At 64.1% G+C, this 17,389-nt stretch carries 16 protein-coding genes and 1 pseudogene; 10 read left to right on the top strand and 7 right to left on the bottom strand.

Translation table 11 applies throughout. From position 1 onward, the window contains the following. Window positions 1–47: 47 nt before the first annotated feature. Window positions 48–992 (bottom strand): SMP-30/gluconolactonase/LRE family protein, encoded by a 945-nt coding sequence (locus tag AC5JJ6_RS16435; RefSeq protein ID WP_496043091.1) that lies wholly within the window; start codon window positions 990–992, stop codon window positions 48–50. 269 nt (window positions 993–1,261) lie between these two features. Between AC5JJ6_RS16435 and AC5JJ6_RS16440 the strand changes: the two genes are divergently transcribed. Further along, window positions 1,262–1,603 carry a hypothetical protein gene (locus tag AC5JJ6_RS16440; RefSeq protein WP_496043092.1) on the top strand — a complete coding sequence of 114 codons (342 nt, stop codon included), beginning with the start codon at window positions 1,262–1,264 and terminating at the stop codon, window positions 1,601–1,603. Between the two features lie 27 nt (window positions 1,604–1,630). Here the strand turns inward: AC5JJ6_RS16440 and AC5JJ6_RS16445 are convergent, their stop codons facing one another. Further along, window positions 1,631–2,797 carry a multidrug effflux MFS transporter gene (locus AC5JJ6_RS16445; protein ID WP_496043093.1) on the bottom strand — a complete coding sequence of 389 codons (1,167 nt, stop codon included), beginning with the start codon at window positions 2,795–2,797 and terminating at the stop codon, window positions 1,631–1,633. Window positions 2,798–3,180: 383 nt separating this feature from the next. Continuing rightward, window positions 3,181–4,989, bottom strand: coding sequence for a di-heme-cytochrome C peroxidase (locus tag AC5JJ6_RS16450; RefSeq protein WP_496043094.1), 1,809 nt, complete (start codon window positions 4,987–4,989; stop codon window positions 3,181–3,183). A gap of 286 nt (window positions 4,990–5,275) precedes the next feature. Between AC5JJ6_RS16450 and AC5JJ6_RS16455 the strand changes: the two genes are divergently transcribed. Beyond that, entirely contained in the window at window positions 5,276–5,500 is a 225-nt protein-coding gene (locus AC5JJ6_RS16455) for a hypothetical protein (protein WP_496043095.1), read from the top strand. 384 nt (window positions 5,501–5,884) lie between these two features. Then, on the top strand, window positions 5,885–6,331 hold the full coding sequence (locus tag AC5JJ6_RS16460) for a YdcF family protein (RefSeq protein ID WP_496043096.1): 447 nt from the start codon (window positions 5,885–5,887) through the stop codon (window positions 6,329–6,331). Window positions 6,332–6,386: 55 nt separating this feature from the next. On the opposite strand, the gene AC5JJ6_RS16465 is transcribed toward AC5JJ6_RS16460, so the two are convergent. Further along, window positions 6,387–7,379, bottom strand: coding sequence for a Bug family tripartite tricarboxylate transporter substrate binding protein (locus AC5JJ6_RS16465; RefSeq protein ID WP_496043097.1), 993 nt, complete (start codon window positions 7,377–7,379; stop codon window positions 6,387–6,389). A gap of 889 nt (window positions 7,380–8,268) precedes the next feature. Beyond that, complete coding sequence (locus tag AC5JJ6_RS16470) at window positions 8,269–8,526, bottom strand: GlsB/YeaQ/YmgE family stress response membrane protein (RefSeq protein ID WP_496043098.1); 258 nt, start codon at window positions 8,524–8,526, stop codon at window positions 8,269–8,271. A 245-nt stretch (window positions 8,527–8,771) separates the two neighbouring features. Between AC5JJ6_RS16470 and AC5JJ6_RS16475 the strand changes: the two genes are divergently transcribed. The 4 genes from AC5JJ6_RS16475 to AC5JJ6_RS16490 all read left to right on the top strand — a co-directional run bounded on the left by AC5JJ6_RS16475 (window position 8,772) and on the right by AC5JJ6_RS16490 (window position 11,439). Continuing rightward, window positions 8,772–9,329 carry a carboxymuconolactone decarboxylase family protein gene (locus AC5JJ6_RS16475; RefSeq protein WP_496043099.1) on the top strand — a complete coding sequence of 186 codons (558 nt, stop codon included), beginning with the start codon at window positions 8,772–8,774 and terminating at the stop codon, window positions 9,327–9,329. Further along, the gene (locus tag AC5JJ6_RS16480) at window positions 9,316–10,125 is read left to right on the top strand and encodes an SDR family NAD(P)-dependent oxidoreductase (protein ID WP_496043100.1); all 810 of its coding nucleotides are present in this window, start codon (window positions 9,316–9,318) and stop codon (window positions 10,123–10,125) included. The genes AC5JJ6_RS16475 and AC5JJ6_RS16480 overlap by 14 nt, the downstream gene beginning before the upstream one ends. A gap of 32 nt (window positions 10,126–10,157) precedes the next feature. Next, window positions 10,158–10,370: a hypothetical protein gene (locus tag AC5JJ6_RS16485; protein WP_496043101.1), complete on the top strand. Its 213-nt coding sequence runs from the start codon at window positions 10,158–10,160 to the stop codon at window positions 10,368–10,370. 76 nt (window positions 10,371–10,446) lie between these two features. After that, a complete protein-coding gene (locus AC5JJ6_RS16490; RefSeq protein ID WP_496043102.1) occupies window positions 10,447–11,439 on the top strand; it encodes a Bug family tripartite tricarboxylate transporter substrate binding protein in 993 nt (330 codons plus the stop codon). A gap of 62 nt (window positions 11,440–11,501) precedes the next feature. Here the strand turns inward: AC5JJ6_RS16490 and AC5JJ6_RS16495 are convergent, their stop codons facing one another. After that, the gene (locus AC5JJ6_RS16495; RefSeq protein ID WP_496043103.1) at window positions 11,502–12,068 is read right to left on the bottom strand and encodes a methylated-DNA--[protein]-cysteine S-methyltransferase; all 567 of its coding nucleotides are present in this window, start codon (window positions 12,066–12,068) and stop codon (window positions 11,502–11,504) included. A gap of 409 nt (window positions 12,069–12,477) precedes the next feature. Here AC5JJ6_RS16495 and AC5JJ6_RS16500 point away from each other — a divergent pair, with 409 nt between their 5' ends. Continuing rightward, a complete protein-coding gene (locus AC5JJ6_RS16500) occupies window positions 12,478–13,041 on the top strand; it encodes an SWIM zinc finger family protein (RefSeq protein ID WP_496043104.1) in 564 nt (187 codons plus the stop codon). Window positions 13,042–13,175: 134 nt separating this feature from the next. Here the strand turns inward: AC5JJ6_RS16500 and AC5JJ6_RS16505 are convergent, their stop codons facing one another. Continuing rightward, the gene (locus AC5JJ6_RS16505) at window positions 13,176–13,502 is read right to left on the bottom strand and encodes a hypothetical protein (RefSeq protein ID WP_496043105.1); all 327 of its coding nucleotides are present in this window, start codon (window positions 13,500–13,502) and stop codon (window positions 13,176–13,178) included. Between the two features lie 684 nt (window positions 13,503–14,186). Between AC5JJ6_RS16505 and AC5JJ6_RS16510 the strand changes: the two are divergent. Together AC5JJ6_RS16510 and AC5JJ6_RS16515 are read left to right on the top strand one after the other, a co-directional pair. Further along, a pseudogene (locus tag AC5JJ6_RS16510) lies at window positions 14,187–14,996 on the top strand (transposase); the annotation flags it as partial. 134 nt (window positions 14,997–15,130) lie between these two features. Continuing rightward, window positions 15,131–17,116, top strand: coding sequence for an alpha amylase C-terminal domain-containing protein (locus AC5JJ6_RS16515; RefSeq protein ID WP_496043106.1), 1,986 nt, complete (start codon window positions 15,131–15,133; stop codon window positions 17,114–17,116). The last annotated feature ends 273 nt before the right edge of the window (window positions 17,117–17,389 follow it).

Raw genomic sequence — 17,389 nt, forward strand, 5'->3', positions numbered from 1 at the left:
TTTAGATGCATCCAGAACCCGCACCACAAAATCCCGGGACCAAACAGCTAGCCCCCCGCCACGCCCTGCGTGTTGACGTAGAGCGAGAAGAGCGACTGCGCCGCCGACATGAAGAGCCGGTTCCGGTGCCGCCCGCCGAAGCAGAGATTGGCGCAGCGCTCCGGCAGGTGGATATGCCCGATCACCGCCCCGGCGCCGTTGTAGACCCGCACGCCGTCGAGCGCCGGCGTCATCCCCCAGCCGCACCAGAGATTGCCGTCGACATCCACGCGGAAGCCGTCCGGCGTCTCCTCCGGCTCGCAGGCGACGAAGATGCGGCGGTTGCGCAGCCCGTCGCCCACCACGTCATAGGCGAGGATGTTGCGCGGATTGCCCCGGCTCTCGATGACGTAGAGCAGGCCCTCATCCGGGCTGAAGGCGAGGCCGTTCGGGTGGTCGATGTCGTCGGCGACGCAGGTGATCGCGCCGGTCCTGCCGTCGACACGATAGACATGGGTATGCGGTAGCTCCGCCTCGGTCTTGATCCCCTCGTAGAAGGCGTAGGTGCCGAAGGGCGGGTCAGTGAACCAGACGGAGCCGTCGGACTTCACCACCACGTCGTTCGGGCTGTTGAGCCGCTTGCCCTGGTAGCTGTCGGCCAGCACCGTGGTGCTGCCGTCATGCTCGAAGCGCACCACCCGCCGCCCGGCATGCTCGCAGGCGATGATGCGTCCCTCGCGGTCGCGCGTATGGCCGTTGGCGTTGTTGGAGGGCTTCTGCCAGTCGCATACCTGCCCCGTCGCCTCGTCCCATTTCAGCACGCGGTTGTTGGGGATGTCGGACCACAGCAGGCAGCGCATGTCGCCGAGCCAGACCGGCCCCTCGCCCCAGCGGGAGCCGGTCCACAGCCGCTCCACCGCCGAGAGGGCAAGGTGGTACTTCCGGAAGGCGGGATCGAGGGCGACGATCGACGGATCCGGATAGCGCTCGCTCGGCTGCCAGCGTTCGGTCATGGCGGTTCCTTCCCAGGGTGGGGGCCGATCCTGCCCCCGCCTCGCCGCCCGCGCCAGACGGCCTGCGGGGCGGCGCGTCGTGGCCGAAGGCGGCGCGGTAGCAGGCGGTGGCGGCGTCGAGGGCGCGGGGGCGCCATCCATCCGGTGGATGGATCTCATTCGGGCTGCGCATTGGTCTTCCCCGGCGGCGGCGGCCACCTTCCGGGCAACAGGCAGGGCCGGAGGGGTTTTCCAACACTCCGGCTGCCTCCCGGAAGGAAAGCAGCACCATGATCCGCCATACCGTATTTGCTTCGCTGATCACCTTCGCCGCGGCCGGTGCGGCCCAGGCGCAGGATGCCGGCCCCCGCCTGGTCGGCGGCGGCGCCGATGGTGGGCCGCGCGTCGAGTATGCCGAGCCCAGCCGGAATGTCGTCGGCGGCGGCCATGCCCGCATCACCGGCGAGGCCAGCAACCGCAGCCTCGCCTATTCCGGCCCGACCACGACCCAGGGCGAGACCGGCTATGTCGCCCGGCTGGTCGGCGGCGGCCGCGAGCAGGCGCTGGTCCATCTCCCCGCCCGGGCCGCGAGCCCGACGCTCGCCGGCCAGCCCACCGGCCAGGGTGGCTGACCGGGACGGAGGGGGCTCGCCTCCTCCTCAGCCCCTCGGCCGCGCCAGGCTCGCGGCGATGCCGACCGCGACGCCGAGGAGCATCAGCAGCGCCATGGGCCGCGGCGTGCCGTCGGTCAGCACCCCGACCAGGGCGCTGCCGGTCGCGGCCAGGCTGAACTGCAGCGTGCCCATCAGGGCAGAGGCGCTGCCCGCCCGCGCCGCATGGCGCGACATCGCCCCGACCGCGGCATTGGGGAAGATCAGCCCGGTGCAGGCCAGCGCCACCGCCCCCGGCAGGAAGATGCCGAGGAAGCCGCCGACCCCGGTGAAGACCAAGAGCACCAGCACCAACACCGCCACGGCGCAGATTTGGAGGGCGAGCATCGGCACCGCCCGGGCGCCCAGCCGGTGCAGCAGCCAGGGATTGGCCTGCGAGGTGGCGATGAAGCCCGCCGCACTGACGGCGAAGAGCAGGCCGAAGCGTTCCGGCGAGATCCCGAACTGGCGGATATAGATCTCCGGCGCGCCGCCGATGAAGGCGAAGACGACGAAACTGCTCGCCCCCGCCATCACCGTGTTGGCGAGGAAGCCCCGCTCCTGCCCGATGCGGGCGAAATCGCCGAGCAGCGCCGCCGGGGCGCGGCGCACGCGCCGGGCGGGCGGCAGGGTCTCAGGCAGCAGCATGGCGGCGAGCAGGCAGGAGAGCAGCCCGTAGCCGGCGCAGGCCCAGAAGATCATGCGCCATCCCCCGGCCTGCAGCAGCAGCCCGCCGAGCGTCGGCGCGAGGATCGGCGCGGCGCCCATCACCAGCATCAGCCGCGACATCATCCGCGCCGCCTCGTGCCCATCCGCCCGGTCCCGCACCATGGCGCGCGGGATGACGGCACTTGCCGCCCCGCCGAAGGCCGCGATGCAGCGCCAGGCCGAGAGCGCCGTCATGCTCACCGCCAGGGCGCAGCCGAGCGAGGCGAGGGTGTAGATCGCCGTGCCGAGGATGAGCGGCCGCCGTCGCCCGAGCCGGTCCGCCAGCGTGCCCTGGACGAGCTGCCCGACCGCGAGGCCGAGGAACCAAGCAGCGAGCGTCACCTGCGCGCCGCCCCAGCCGCTGCCGAGCTCCGCCTCGATGGCGGGGAAGGCCGGCAGGTACATGTCGGTCGAGACGGGGCCGATCGCCGTCAGGAAACCGAGCAGCAGGGGAAGCCAGCGGGGCATGGGCCTCGTCCGCCTCGGGACGAGGCCAGTCGGATCAGGGGAATGGTGCCCAGGGGCGGAATCGAACCACCGACACTGCGATTTTCAGTTGAGAGATCCCAAGTGTAAGTTACTGTTCTAGATGAACAGCAGCAATGTTGCGCTAGAATTGTGCTAAACTTTATCCCGAGCACAGGAAAAAACACGTTGCCCAACCTTTGAAGAAATCGCTGTTTTTGGCAGATACCACTCAAAGACAACGCTGGAGGTCGCTACCATTCTTCCTTCCTGCTCGGCGCTTCATTCAGCGAACTGTCGAACTGCAGTTCCAACTGTAGCGCAAATGGCTCCCGCCCTTTCGGGCGTGTTCGTAGCGCCGCGGAGCCGGTGTGCGAAGAGCTGGGTCAGAGCGTCTTCAGGTACTCCACGATGTCGCGCCTCTGCTGCTCGGTAAGCTCGGGCCCAATAACGCCGTTGCCACGCGGGCCATTGCGGAATTCGTGTCCGCGGTTCGAGTTGCCAGGAATGGCGGTATCGAATCGAAATCCGCCCTCGAAGGCGGCCCTGGAGAACCCGACGTCTTTTGGGTCGAACTCGCGACTCCCCACATAGAAAACTGCGTCGCGGCGATCCGCGGGCAGCAGCATCTGGTACAGGCTCGGGACTGACCCGTTGTGCAGGTAAGGCGCGGTCGCCCAGACGCCATTGAGCGGACGCGCCCGGTATGCAAGCGGCGCGCGCCACTCATTAGGTCTGCCGCCGTTCATCTCCTCCCGGCCCGGCCGCACCGTCCCGCTGGGGTCAGTCCAAGTGCCGCGCTCCGGCACTCCATTGACGTCATACCATTTGTTGATGACGTCGGTAGTCACGAGCCGCAGCCCCTCGCTCGCGGTCACCCGCTGGCCAGAGGGCAGGACCGCCGTTCGGGTGGCGAAGTTTCTGGCGGCCTTGGGGTCGGTGCCGATAGCCTGAAGGCCAACCATCGTCACGCGAGGCGGGTTGGACTGGCTCCCCGGCGCGCTCGGCTCCCAGGGCACGTGGCAACCGGCGCAGAGCCGCCTGAACTCACCCCGGCCACGTTCCGCAGCAGCGCGGTCGATGGACCCCAAAATGTCCTCTTGCCAGGGCGGCGACCGCAGGCCTTGTCCAGGGGCCGGGCCGGAGAGCTGGCGCTCGAGGTCGTAGATGTTTTGGATTCTAACCGAAGATCTGTAGATCTGTTCTGGCGGTCCGGAGAGCTTCACCAGGGACCGGACGCCCATTGCCTCAGCGACGTTGCGTCCCATCGCTTGTCGGATGGCGCCATTATACTGCACCCAATCGAACCAGGGGGCATCCCACAGAGCCGGGTAACTCACTGGCCCGTCCGCCACTGCCAAGTTCGAGGGGTTTTGAGGCAAAGTGCCAAAGACGAAGTTCCCACCCCGGCCCAGCGCATCCAGCCGCCCGAAACCCTCCGCTACCGGGTAAAGCCGACGCTGCTCCGCAAGCCCTTTCTCGGTCGCGCCCGCGTCCAAGGCGAGCTGGAGACGGCGTCGCAGCCGCTCCCGGGCCTCCGGCGTGTCCGCCTCGCCGGTCGCGGCTAGCACTCGTCCGGCGAAGCGGGCGAAGCGGGGATCCGAGTGGTAGGTCATGTAAAGCGCGAGGCCGATCCGCTCTTGGAAGGCGCCGGTATCCGCCATCGAGGGCCCGCCATCGATCCGGATGGCTCGGCCTCGATACTCAACCTGGCCCGTGTGGCAGGCGGCGCAGGTCAGCCCGACCACCGTCTCAGTTTCGGAGGTGCCCTCATTCGCACCGAATTCGTCCTTGGCGAAGCCGATCGGCAAGCCGTCGGGGTTGGCCGCCGAGGATGGGGATGGGATGAACCCGAGCCGCGGCAGGTAGTCCGCTTCGACGAAGCGGGGCGCGGCGCCGGGCCAACTGGGCTGGGGCTGCTCAAGCGCCATGAACCAGGCGTAGGGCATGATTTTGGTGCCCTGGGAGGTATGGTGGAACCACTGGCGCTGCGCCGTCGTCCAGTTCTGCTCGGCAATCTCCCGGACAGTCTCTGGTGACTTGTACTCCGGAAGCCGTCCAGTGCATCCGACCGACGCCGCCGCAATGGTAAGTGCGGCCACGGTGCGGATCCGCCCTACGGGGTATCCCGTACCGCAATTTCGCTGCGGCGCGGTCCACTCGGCTTCACCGTGCCCCTTGGCGTGCAGAACCATGGCCTAGCTCCCTCCGAGGAAAGCAGATGCTAGGTCCGCATGATCGCGATTGCGACGCTATTGATTGTCTCGGTCGAATCCGACGCCGGGCGCTTCGTGGAGCGCGTCGCGCCCAACCTGCGAACTTGCTGTTCGGGATGCCGCAGGCCGTGCCTCGCTTTACGTTTCGAGCAACGTGGCCGCAACAAAATCACGGCAGAGCTCTACAACGACTATAATGTGGTGGGGACGCACCGGAACTGCTCCTTGCGTTCAGCCTTTCGGTCTCCAGCCCACGGAGTTGAAAATGCCGAACGAAAAGAGAAAGGGAACGGGGGAGCCTGGCTGGACTGCGGAGGAGAAAGGCCGGGGAGCTCCCACGTCGAGCGACGCGGAAGCGGCGGGGGAAGCGGGCGACGCGGCTCCTAAGGCAGGCTATGGCGGCGATGAGCGCGCCGCGACGGAAGCCGCAGCGGCACAGGTGGAGCAGGACTCGAAGGGCGAAGCCGGCCCCAAGGACCTTAGGCGCTGACTAACCACGCCCAGTTTGAAACCTACGGCCCTGCCTCCGCCAGCTAGCGCAATGCTTTTTCAAAGTGGCGTAATAAACAGGGTGGACTACGATTTCCAGGCTCGAGGCGGTTTAGCCTTGGCGCGCAACATTCAGCAAAAGCGCGTCGGGCGCGACTGGTCTCGCGTCGCTTTCCTATTATGCTCGGGCCTATGCAGCGATATGATGCAGTCCTAGTGCCCGGCGGTGGCTTGCGACCAAGCGGCACCCTGCCCCCGTTCGTGCAGAACCGACTAGAGGCGGCCCAGGCCCTGGCCGGCGAGGCACCTATCATCCCGCTAAGTGCCCACACCGTCCATCGTGCCCCACCGCTCAACACTGCGGGCTACCCGGTGCTGGAATCCGTTGCAGCCGCAGAGGCCCTGCTCGCGCGGCGTGCCGGCAGCACGGATCTGGGCTGAGACGGCGTCACTCGACACGATCGGTAACGCCTATTTCGCCCGGGTGATCCACACCGATCCCGCCGGTCTGCGGCGGCTGTTGGTGGTGAACTCGGAGTTCCACATGCCGCGGACCCGGATGATCTTCGACTGGGTCTTCGGCCTTCCCCCAGCCGAACCGCCTTACACCTTGGACTACCATACCGTGCCGGACCTAGGTCTGACGGAGGTGGGCATTGAGGCGCGGCGCGCGAAGGAGGTGGCGAGAATGGAGGGCTTGCGGCGCCTCATCCCTCGCATCGGCAGCCTTGCCGCAATGCATTGGTTTTTATTCACCGAACATCAGGCCTATGCCGCGGGAGCCGATCCTCAAAGCGACGCACCACCAGCTGCAGCGCTCGAGAGTTATTAATAAGAGAGCCGCCAAGTCAAACCGAAGCTGTCCGGACTTGGCGTGAGCGGCGGCCCTACTGCATCTCGATACCCGCCGCTTTGATGGCCGCGGCGTTGCGTTCAATATCGGTGGCGATGCGCTCGCGGAAGCGTACTGGGTCTAGTACGAAGATGTCGCCCTGAGCCAGCAGCGGCGGGCGCGCCGTTGGCGAAGCCGCTGTTGCCTGCATCATAGCGTATAGGCGGTGCACCAGATCGGATGGCGTGTTGGCTGGTGCGACCAAGCCGTTCCAAAACACGGCGGTGAAGTCCGGGTATCCGGCTTCCTTAACCGTCGGCACCTCCGGCAGCTCGCGCCAACGCGTCTCACCAGTGGTGGCCAACGCCGCAAAGGTGCCAGCTTGGATCAGCGGTCCGCCTGTGGTGGGCGTGTCTAATAGTACGTCCACCTCACCAGCCACCATTGCATTGGTCGCCACCGAGGAGCCGCGGTAGGGCACATGCAACATCCGCACACCGGCTGCCGCCAACAGCTGCTCCATATGCAGGTGCTGGAGGTTCCCGACGCCGGCCGAGGCATAGGTGACTTGCCCCGGCTGTCGCTGTGCCAGCGCAATCAGATCCTGCAATGTGCGCACGCCTTGGGTGCGTTGATTGCGTGGGTTGATCACTAAGATGAAAGGGCTGATGGTGATCGTGGCGATGGGCAGCAGGTCGCGCAGCGGGTCGTAGCGCGTATCGCGATAAAGCAAGTGGTTCACGGTCATGGTGCTGGTGTTGCTGACTAGCAGAGTGTGGCCGTCCGTCGTTGCGGCGACGTATGCCGCGCCGAGCGAACCGTTTGCGCCAGTCCGGTTCTCCACCACGATGGGCTGGGGAAGGCGGGTTCGAAAGTCCTCGGCCAGAATACGGGCACAGATGTCGGTCGAGCCGCCGGCAGGATAGCCGACGACCAGACGCACCGGGCGGTTTGGCCAGGCGGCAGCGTCGGTCTGCGTCAGACCAGGCCTCGCTAGTGCAGAAAGTGCCATGACGCCCAGAGCGCGTCGACCGAGGAGTGCCTGCATGAACGCTCCTTTCCTCCCCTTGCCGCTCCCACAGGGCGGCGCCACTGGTGATCAGACCAGCTTCGCCGCGCATCGTCCAGACGAGCGCTGCCAGAGCTTTGTGCGCTGCTCGGGCTCCTCGAATACCTCCCGTCCAGGGTGGTCGACCTGGTCTACCGGGCGGGTGCCTCCTATCTCCCGCTGGTGCGCCAGGATCTACGCAGCGGGCTTGGCGTGCAGCGCACACTCGTCATGCGATGTCTCTCCACGGCACCACCGGGGATGGGGGCTACAGCGAGTGCATTGAAGGGCACAGCCCTCTGCACGATCGGCGTAGGGGCAGGAAGGGGCATGCTGGCGTCAATCGATCCAGCGCGAGGACGTAGGGCCGTAGAGCCACCGTTTTTCAGTTGAGAGATCCCGGGCGTAACTTGTTGACTAGGTCGGGTCCTGCCGCCGCTGCGTTAGAATTGTGCTAAACGTCGAGTGTTTCTTCAGGCGCGCCGGCAGCCGGCGTCATTGCGCGCAGCATTCTGTCGTGCAACGACGCCGTGACATTCACTAAGCCGGCGCAGGGCCTCGCTCTCCTCAACGCCGGGCGGTTAGCAGGCCCAGTGCATAGCCGATGACACCCACAATAAGCAGTGCAATGACCAGCTGCTGCTCTACTCCACGGCCGACTTGGGCCGCAGTGCTGCGGGCCACTTCCTTGGCCTGCCCGTAAGTCCTCTGCGCCTGTCCAGCGACTTCTCGCGCGGCGCCCTCAACCTGGGTTTTGGTGTCGCCCAGGATGACCCGCCGCGCCCTGCACCTTACCGGCTGCCTGCTGGATGGCGCCGCCGACCTGGTTCTCGTCCACGACCGTCTCCTTCCTGCTTGCTTCCTTGCTATTCTGCAGCGATTGAGCAGCTCAGACCGTCCGCCGTCCGATCACAGCGTGGTAGACGACCAGCACGACAACGGCGCCAATCACGGCCACGAACATGCTGTAGAGATTGAAGCCCGTGACCCCCGTTCCACCAAACGCGGCGAAGAGCCAACCACCGACGATTGCGCCGACGATCCCAAGTACGATGTCCAGCACCAGGCCCTCGCCGGTTTTGTTGACCACTTTGCTGGCAATGAAACCTGCGATGAGGCCCAGGACGAGCCATCCGATGATCGACATCCGCGTTCTCTCCCCGAGCGTATTTCTTCACTCGGCTTGAGCGCGCGCGGTGCCGGATCGTTCCCTTTGGCTGGACGTGGATACGACGTGGATACATGGTGTGCAGCGAAGCTTGGCAGGCCAGAAGAGCTCTGCGAACCGCCCGCCTGACAGCAACACCACCGGTGTGGATTGCTTCAGGGGATCACTCGCCAAGGCACGCGTAACAGCCGAAGGGCAAGGTCCGGCTTCAGGAGGAGACGCCAATGGCCCGCATACCCTACGCCGACCCGAACAAGCCCGAAACCAAAGAGCTGGCAGACCGGATCGTCCGCGAGCGTGGCAGCGTGCTGCATCTCTACGCCATGTTGCTGCACAGCGGCCCGGTCGCCAAAGGCTGGCTGCGGTACCTGACGGCCATCCGACATCAGTGCGCGCTTCCGGGTTCACTCCGGGAACTGGTCATCATGCAGATCGCCCACTTGAACGGCGCTGCTTACGAGGCCGAGCAGCACGCCCCAATTGCGCTCAGGGAAGGACTGACCCAGGCGCAAGTAGACGCCTTGCCGAACTGGAAGGGCACCGGCCTGTTCAATGCCACCCAGGAAGCGGTCCTGGCTTATTGCGACGCCATGACTCGCGAGATCCATGTCCCGGCTGAGACATTCGCGCCTGTCCGGGCCGCCCTCGACGAGCGGTGCTTGGTCGAGCTGACCGCCACAATCGGAGCTTACAACATGGTGTCCCGGTTCATCGAGGCTCTCGGCATCGACTCGAAAGATGACCTGTCCAACAGAGAGGCAAGCAGCCGTGTTCAGCCTTGAGGGAAAGGTCGCCTTCGTCACCGGGTGCGGTTCGCAGTCAGCGGGGTGGGGCAATGGCAAGGCGATTGCCGTCCTTTTCGCCCGGCGGGGTGCGGCGGTCTACGGCGTCGACCTGAACCGCGAGGCAGCCGAGGAAACCCGGCGCATCGTCGAGGAAGAGGGCGGTACCTTCGCCGTGGGCGTCGGCGATGTCACGGACAAGGCGGCAGTCGATGCTCTCGTGGCCGATTGCGTGGCGCGTCTTGGGCGCGTCGACATCTTGGTCAACAATGTGGGCCACTCGCTGCCTGGAGATCCGGCCACCATGACGGAGGAGGCCTGGGACAGTCAGATCGATGTCAACCTCAAGAGCGCCTTCCTGTGCTGTAAGGCCGTCCTGCCGCGGATGGAAGCCCAGGGTAGGGGCGTCATCGTCTCCGTCGCCTCAACCGCTGCCATCCGCTACACGGGAAAGCCCCAGGCGGGCTACGCGGCTGCCAAGGCAGGCTTGGTACAGTTCAGCCGCGTGGTTGCGATCGACTACGCCCGCCGCGGCGTTCGGCTGAACTGTGTACTGCCGGGATTGATGGACACCCCCCTTGTGGAGAAGATCGCGCGAGATTTCGCCAGCGGCGAGACGGGGACGGACAGGGACGCGTTCTATCGCCGCCGTCACGAGCAGGTGCCGATGGGCCGCATGGGTGAAGCGTGGGACGTCGCCAACGCGGCGCTCTTCCTGGCGTCCGATGAATCGAAATACATCACCGGGACCGAGATCCTGGTGGATGGCGGGCTCTGCGCGGCCGTTCGTGGTTGAAGGCGCTGCGAGGCAGTAGAGGGGCGAAATAGATGCCGAGGCTCGACGGCAAGGTGGCGATCATGACCGGCGCCGGATCGGCCGGTCCAGGCTGGGGCAATGGCAAAGCGACGGCTGTTCTGATGGCCCGGCAGGGAGCTTCAGTTGTCGCCACCGATAACCGTCATGAGGCAGTCGAAGAGACGCTCGACATCACTCGGACTGAGCTCATCGTCTACGGGAGCATTTCCGCGGCGATACCGTAACGGTGCCGCAACGAACCAACCAGCGCACGACGCAACATAACCGCCGAAAAAGCGGGCACACCGGGAGGGTGACGAAATGAAGAAAGCTCTGGAATGGAAGACTGGTAGGCGGGCGGCCCTCACTGCTGCCGCGGCATGCGGTATTGCAAGGCGCGCCGTCGCACAGAGCCGCTTTCCGAGCCGCGCCGTGAGCATCGTGGTGCCGATTCCGGCCGGCGGAGGAACCGACTACGCCGCCCGACTAATCTCGGCGCCCATGGGAACTCTGCTAGGCCAACCTGTCGTAGTGGAGAATCGTCCTGGCGGAAATGACGTCGTCGGACTGATGTACGTCGCCCGGTCCCAACCTGACGGACACACGCTCCTAATGGGCTACTGCGGGACGATGGCTGGGCGTGCGGCGATCGGCGGCACCGGCAGCGTGAGCACGGTCGACGATTTCGTGCCCATCGGCCAGATCTCTGACACGCCGCAGCTCTTCGTGGTTCATCCCTCACTGCCGGTTAACAACCTGCAGGAGCTAATCGCATACACCAAGGCGAACCCTGGCAAGGTCAGCTACGCCTCAGCGGGCAATGGCTCCATGCATCACCTGGGGACCGAGCTGCTGAAGTCGCGGACCGGGATGGACATGCTGCACGTTCCCTACCGGGGAACAGGAGAGACCATTGGCGACCTCATCGCGGGGCGCGTCCAATTCTATATGAACTCGCCCCCACCCCTGGTCAGCCTGGTGCGGGACGGCAAGGTCAGGGCGTTGTGCGTCAGTTCCAATGAGCGGCATTCGGGGCTGCCGGAAGTGCCCTCGCTGGCTGAGAACGGGCTGCGCGACCTGCCGCTCAACGTTTGGTTTGCCCTCTACGCACCAAAGCGAGTCCCGGCTGATGTGAGGCAGAAACTCTCCGAGGCACTGGAGCGGTGCCTTGCCGACGAGGATCTTAAGAGGAGAGCGTTCGAGGCCGGGTCGCTGGTGCAGTATGCCGCGCCGGAGGACGTAGCCCGCCGGCTTCGTTCCGAGATTGCGGGTTGGAGGGACACGGCACAAGCAGCCAATATTCACGCTGATTGAGTGATCGCTCGTCGAGAGCCAAGGGTGTTTCGACCGGCTGCGTTTGGGCACCAGGTGTACAGTCAGAAGCTAAACGCCTTCTGCGCTGGCTCGGGCGTCTCAACCGGCCGGACTCCTTCGAGCTCGAGCATGCGTGCTTTGGAAGCCGCGCCGCCCGGTGCGGAGAAGCCTCCAATCTTCCCTCCAGCGGCAAGGACGCGGTGGCAGGGGATGATGAGCGGGACCGGATTATGGGCCATTGCCTGTCCCACATCGCGCGCTGCCTCTGGCCCGACGCCGAGCGCCTTTGCCAATGCTCCGTAGGTGGTCGTCTCGCCCCACCGAAGCCCCCGCACGGTTGTGTAGATCCGGTCGAAGAGGTCGCTCTGCTGACCGAGATCAAGTCGGAAGCGGGAGAAGTCGACCTCCTCGCCTTCGAAGTAGGCCTGCGCGGCCAAGATTGCGTCTATCACCTCTGCCACTTGCGTACCGGGCTCCGCATCCGGAACCCGGCGCCGCACGAGACGCTCCGCCGCCTCGGGGGTATTCACCGGAAGCTGAAAGGCGGTGATGCCGGCGCCGCACGAGGCGATGCCGCAGAAGCCGAGTGCGGTCTCGAACACTCGAAAATACTGCTTTGATGCAGGCATGACGCACATCCGGGCCAGAGACTGCTTTACTTGGGGCGGAACGGGCCTTGGTCCAAGCGGCATGTCACCGACGGGTACCGCGCGTGCCACCTCATCGTGGCTGGTCAAGATCTCCGTCAGGAAGCTCTGCCCCGGGCCGCCGTGTCCAGCGCCGCGACGCCGAGCTTGGCCATGCCGAGCATCGCCTCCGTCACGCGCAGGGCCCTCTGTCGGTCCGGGTCGCGCATCACGGGCTTCGTGGCCGCGGGCATTCTGCTGTTCAGTGGTATGCCAATTTCCTACGGGCCGCCGCCAAGGCCGTGCTGCAGCCGCTGATTGAGGCCGACTTGAACGCCAGGTCGGTGCCGCCAAGCAGCGACATCAGGCGGCCAAAAAACACTTCACCTCCTCTAACGAGATCGGACCCTGCATGCGAAAAAAGGAAACACTTCAGGCCTTCTTGTCGCCAGAACGCCTATATGAATTAGCTGGCCCCAAGGTTTATGCGCGCGGCGAAAAATACGTTACCAGCGACCTTGTCCAACTGATTGAGCACACGCGCGACGAAGCAATTGCCGAAGTAACGGGCTCGCATCCCTACCGCGCTGAACTGAAATTAGGTCCGAAGGGGTTGATCGCCAACTGCACCTGCCCCGCTATGTCAGACTACGGATTCTGTAAACATGCGGTTGCCCTTGGTCTCCACCTGATCAAGGCGTCGCCACCAACAGCCAAAAAGACCACCGAAGCGCAGAACGCCCCGAGTGATAGCTTTGCCGAAAAGTATCCCAATATAACAGGCTGGATTAGAGATGGGTGGATTGAAATCGGACGGAATGGCTATAGCGCATCCATCATACGGGTGCTGGATGAAGGCGGTTCGGTGTGGGAAGGGGGCACGAGACACAGGTCCATGGATAAAATTCTGCAAGAGGCCGAAGATGCCATCGCGGATTGGACAAAGGCAAATCAGATACAGCTTGGGAAGAAATAGTTACTCCAAATTTCCCATTCTCGCCATGGCACGTTTTTGCTCAATCGAGCGCCGTGGCGGTGGCCAACGGTTAACTGCCTATGTCGTTTGAGTCCGCTTCTGAGGCGTTCAATTCGGTTCAGTCCTACGGTGTCTCATTTGCTCTGCCGCACAGCACGAAAAGCAGATCTGTCGCCGTCGAATAGCCCAATATTGCCGCAGAGCCCTCCTTCTTGGATTTCGCAGTGGAGATCCCCGTGGGCAGGATCCATCTCGTCGTTACCCTCCCAAAGAGCATCTATGCGACCGTTTTTTGCCAACCAAGCAAACGAGCCGTACACATAGCCAAATTGGAAGTCTCCAAGGCCCTTATCACCAAGCGTGACATGCCCCGGGACTTCTTCGTCAACGAAATCCTGATCCCACATTTCCATGCCAACTATTTTCCAGCGCCCCGTGAAGGAGCGGACTGCCGGCTTCATGAGGCGTCCCTTTCACATGCGCTGATGTGTCAGATTGGATCTTATCGCGGATCCCCAGTCGTCGGAATCCTACGTTGGCCGGCTGAGGGCAAGAATAAACCCTGGACACAGCTAGAGCTGAGCAAGGCTACAGCCCCTGTATGACCCTCGCAGGCGGGAAGGGGTATGCTGCGCTCGGAACGCTGTACAGGCAGGGCGGACCTGGGTGGACCTTGGAGCGTGGAGCCGCTGTTTTTCAGTTGAGAGATCCCGAGTGTAAGCTCTTGGGCGGACAGGGCCGTGCTGCCGCTGCGCTAGGATTGTGCTAGATGTCGAATGTTCCTTCAGGCCCGCCGGCAGCTGGCGTCATTGCGAGCAGCATTTTGCCTTGCAACGACGCCGTGAGATTCAATAGTCCAGCGCGGGGCCTCGCTCCCCTCAGCGCCGGGCGGTTAGCAGGCCCAGCACGTAGCCGATGACACCCGCAATGAACAGTGCAGTGATCGGTTGCTGCTCTACTCCACGGCCGACTTGGGCCGCAGTGCTGCGGGCCACTTCCTTAGCCTGCCCGTAAGTCTTCTGCGCCTGCACAGGGACTTCTCGTGCGGCGCCCTCAACGTGGGCTTTCCTATCGCCCAGAATGTCGCCCGCCGCGCCCTGGACCTTACTGGTCAGCCTCTTCAGACGAAAGATCACAAGGGAGCTGCTCGGCGACCTCGATTGCCACCGCGGTCACGACGGCGCGACCGGATCATCGACCTGGCGCTGGCCGAACCCGAGTTGTCGCCGCGTGAGCTGGCGGTGCGCTTCACCGACCGGGAGCGCTACTTCGTCTCCGAGGCGTCTGTCTATCGCCTGCTCAAAGCACACGACCTGATCACCAGCCCAGCCTTCATCGTGGTCAAGGCGGCCGACGAGTTCCACACCAAGACCACCGCGCCAAACCAGCTCTGGCAAACCGATTTCACCTACCTCAAGGTCATCGGCTGGGGCTGGTTCTAACTCTCCACCGTGCTGGATGACTTCTCCCGCTACGTGATCGCCTGGAAGCTCTGCGCGACCATGGCGGCGGGCGACGTCACCGCCACGCTGGAACTCGCACTCACCGCGTCAGGCTGCACGCAGGCGCGGGTGCGTCATCGGCCACGACTGCTGTCCGACAATGGGCCAAGCTATATCGCCGGTGACCTGGCCGACTGGCTGGCCAGCCAAAGGATGGAGCACATGCGCGGCGCACCCTGTCACCCGCAGACCCAGGGCAAGATCGAGCGCTGGCATCAGACGCTGAAGAACCGCATCCTGCTCGAGCACTCCTACCTGCCCGGCGAACTCGAAGCACGGATCGAGGCCTTCATCGACCACTATAATCACCGGCGCGCTCACGAGAGCCTTGGCAACCTCACGCCTGCCGATGTCTACTTCGGCCGCGGTCAGGCCATCCTGCAGGAACGCGAGCGCATCAAGCGACAGACCATCCAACAACGTCGCTTGCTGCATCAGCAGCAGGCCGCATAACCTCTAACTCCGATGAGTCAGAGCCTCCGCTAGGAAAACGCCTCGCCTGTCTCAAAGCATTCGACGACGGACAAGAGGTGTTCCCGACGGAGCTCAACTGAATCTAGGCTCATTTCCTTTGAGGGGGATAGTCGATGCCCGCGTCGCAGCAGTACATCACTCCCGACACTCCGATGGGCGCGACTCTTGTGCAGGGAGGAGCCACCTTCCGAACCTGGGCGCGAGAAGCCCAGCAGGTCTACATTGCCGTTCAGCCGCATGCCAACCCCTACCCGAAACCAGACGCCGATCTCCTCGTGAGCGATGGCCAAGGCCATTGGACAGGCTTCATTCCCAACCTCGCGGACGGCGCTCTTTACCGGTTCTACGTCGTCGGCAATGCGGGCGAAGGGTTCAAACGCGACCCCTACGCGCGCGAGCTCGAATTCAACGGCTACCCCGATTGCGATTGCATTCTGCGCAATGTCAACGATTATCCTTGGCACGACCAAGGGTTTCGGCCACCGAAAGCGCAAGATCTAATCGTCTACCAGTTCCACGTCGGGGCGTTCTACGCAAAAGGCGCCGGCGGCAACGACATACGCCCAAACCGCGTGAGCAAGATCCTCGACGTGCTGGACCGTATCGAGTACCTCGCCGACCTCGGGGTAAACGCAGTGATGCCGCTGCCTTTCCAGGAGTTCCAGGGCGCGAACGGCCTCGGGTACAATGGCACGGATCTCTTCTCGCCCGAGATGGACTACGCCGTGCAGACCGCGGACCTGGCGGCCTACCTGGGCCGCGTCAACAGGCTTCTCGCAGCCAAGGGCGCCACAAACCTAACAAATGCGCAACTGAGGGGTCAGATCAACCAGTTCAAGGCATTCATCGACCTCTGCCACCTTTACGGAATCGCCGTGATAGCGGACGTGGTCTACAACCACGCCGGCGGCAATTTCGACCCGCAAAGCATCTATTTCTACGACTTCCAGAACCGGATTACCAACGCCAACAGCCTCTTCTTTACCGCCGATGGGCATGCCGGAGGACTGGTCTTCGATTACTCGAAGGCAGAGGTGCGCCAGTTCCTAATCGACAACGCAAAATCCCTCATCCAGGAGTATCACATCGACGGCCTGCGCTACGACCAGGTGACCGTCATCGACGAGCACCGCGGCTGGTTCTTCTGCCAGGATCTTACGAGCACCCTGCGCTTCATCAAAAACGATCTTGTGCAGATCGCCGAATATTGGCCTTGGAACAGGGGGGATCGATGGAGGGGCATAGCCAACCCACCTTCGGGCATGGGGTTTGACGTCGGCTACAGTGACGTCCTGCGAGACGGCGTGCGGAAGGCCATCTCAGACGCCTCCCGCGGCGGGAGCGCCCAGGTGGATATGGACGTCGTCAGGGAAGCTCTCTACTTCACCTACAACGACCCTAACCGATCCACCGTGTTCCAGTGCATCGAGAACCACGACCTTGTGGACGACACGCACGTGGGGAACGACAAGAAACCTCGCATCGCCTTGCTCGCGGACCCCTCGAACGCCCGCAGCGACTACGCCCGCAAGCGCGCAAAAATCGCCACCGGATTGCTTCTAACTGCGCCAGGTGTGCCCATGATCTTTATGGGGCAGGAGTTCCTCGAATACCGATATTGGACGGACTGGGTATTCAATCCACACATCCGGGAACTCCTTATCGACTGGGCGGGCCTCGAGGGACGGGACAAGCACATGTCCGACCACCACCGCTTTACTCGGGACCTCATGTGGCTCCGCCGCCGCCAGCCGGCGCTGCGGGACAACGGGCTGAACGTCTTCCACACGCACAACGACAACCGCGTGATCGCCTTCCATCGGTGGGTGCCCGGCAACGGCCGCGACGTGGTCATCGTGGCCAGTCTCAACGAGACGACCTTCCGTGACCGGAGCTACCGCATCGGGCTCCCTTCGGGCGGCCACTGGCAGGAGGTCTTCAACAGCGACGTCTACGACAACTGGTTCAACCCCACCGCGATGGGTAACTATGGCGGGGTCGCCGCCGAAGCGATCCCATGGGACGGGATGCCCGCCTCAGGGGCGATCACGCTACCAGCAAACAGCCTGCTGGTCTTCGCCCGCGACCAGGGAGGCTGAGCCCGTCTGGCCTGGTTCCCTTCGATGGACACACCGGCCCAGCAACACCTCGGTTAATAGCGAGACGGCGCGGCGATTACGCCAGACAACGCGTCAAGCCCGCCCACCTCCACGCTGGTGCTGCCGCCCTTGTTCAGCGGCAGAGGCTTGGTGCCGTACCGAATCATGAAGCGCCGTGCGGCGTTGGGGTCTACGAAGCTCGCACAGGGGCAGGAAGACTGATACCCAGCGCCCGAAGGTCTGACTCTTGGGGCTTGAGCCGGCGCGGTCGGA

Source organism: Skermanella sp., assembly GCF_059503625.1.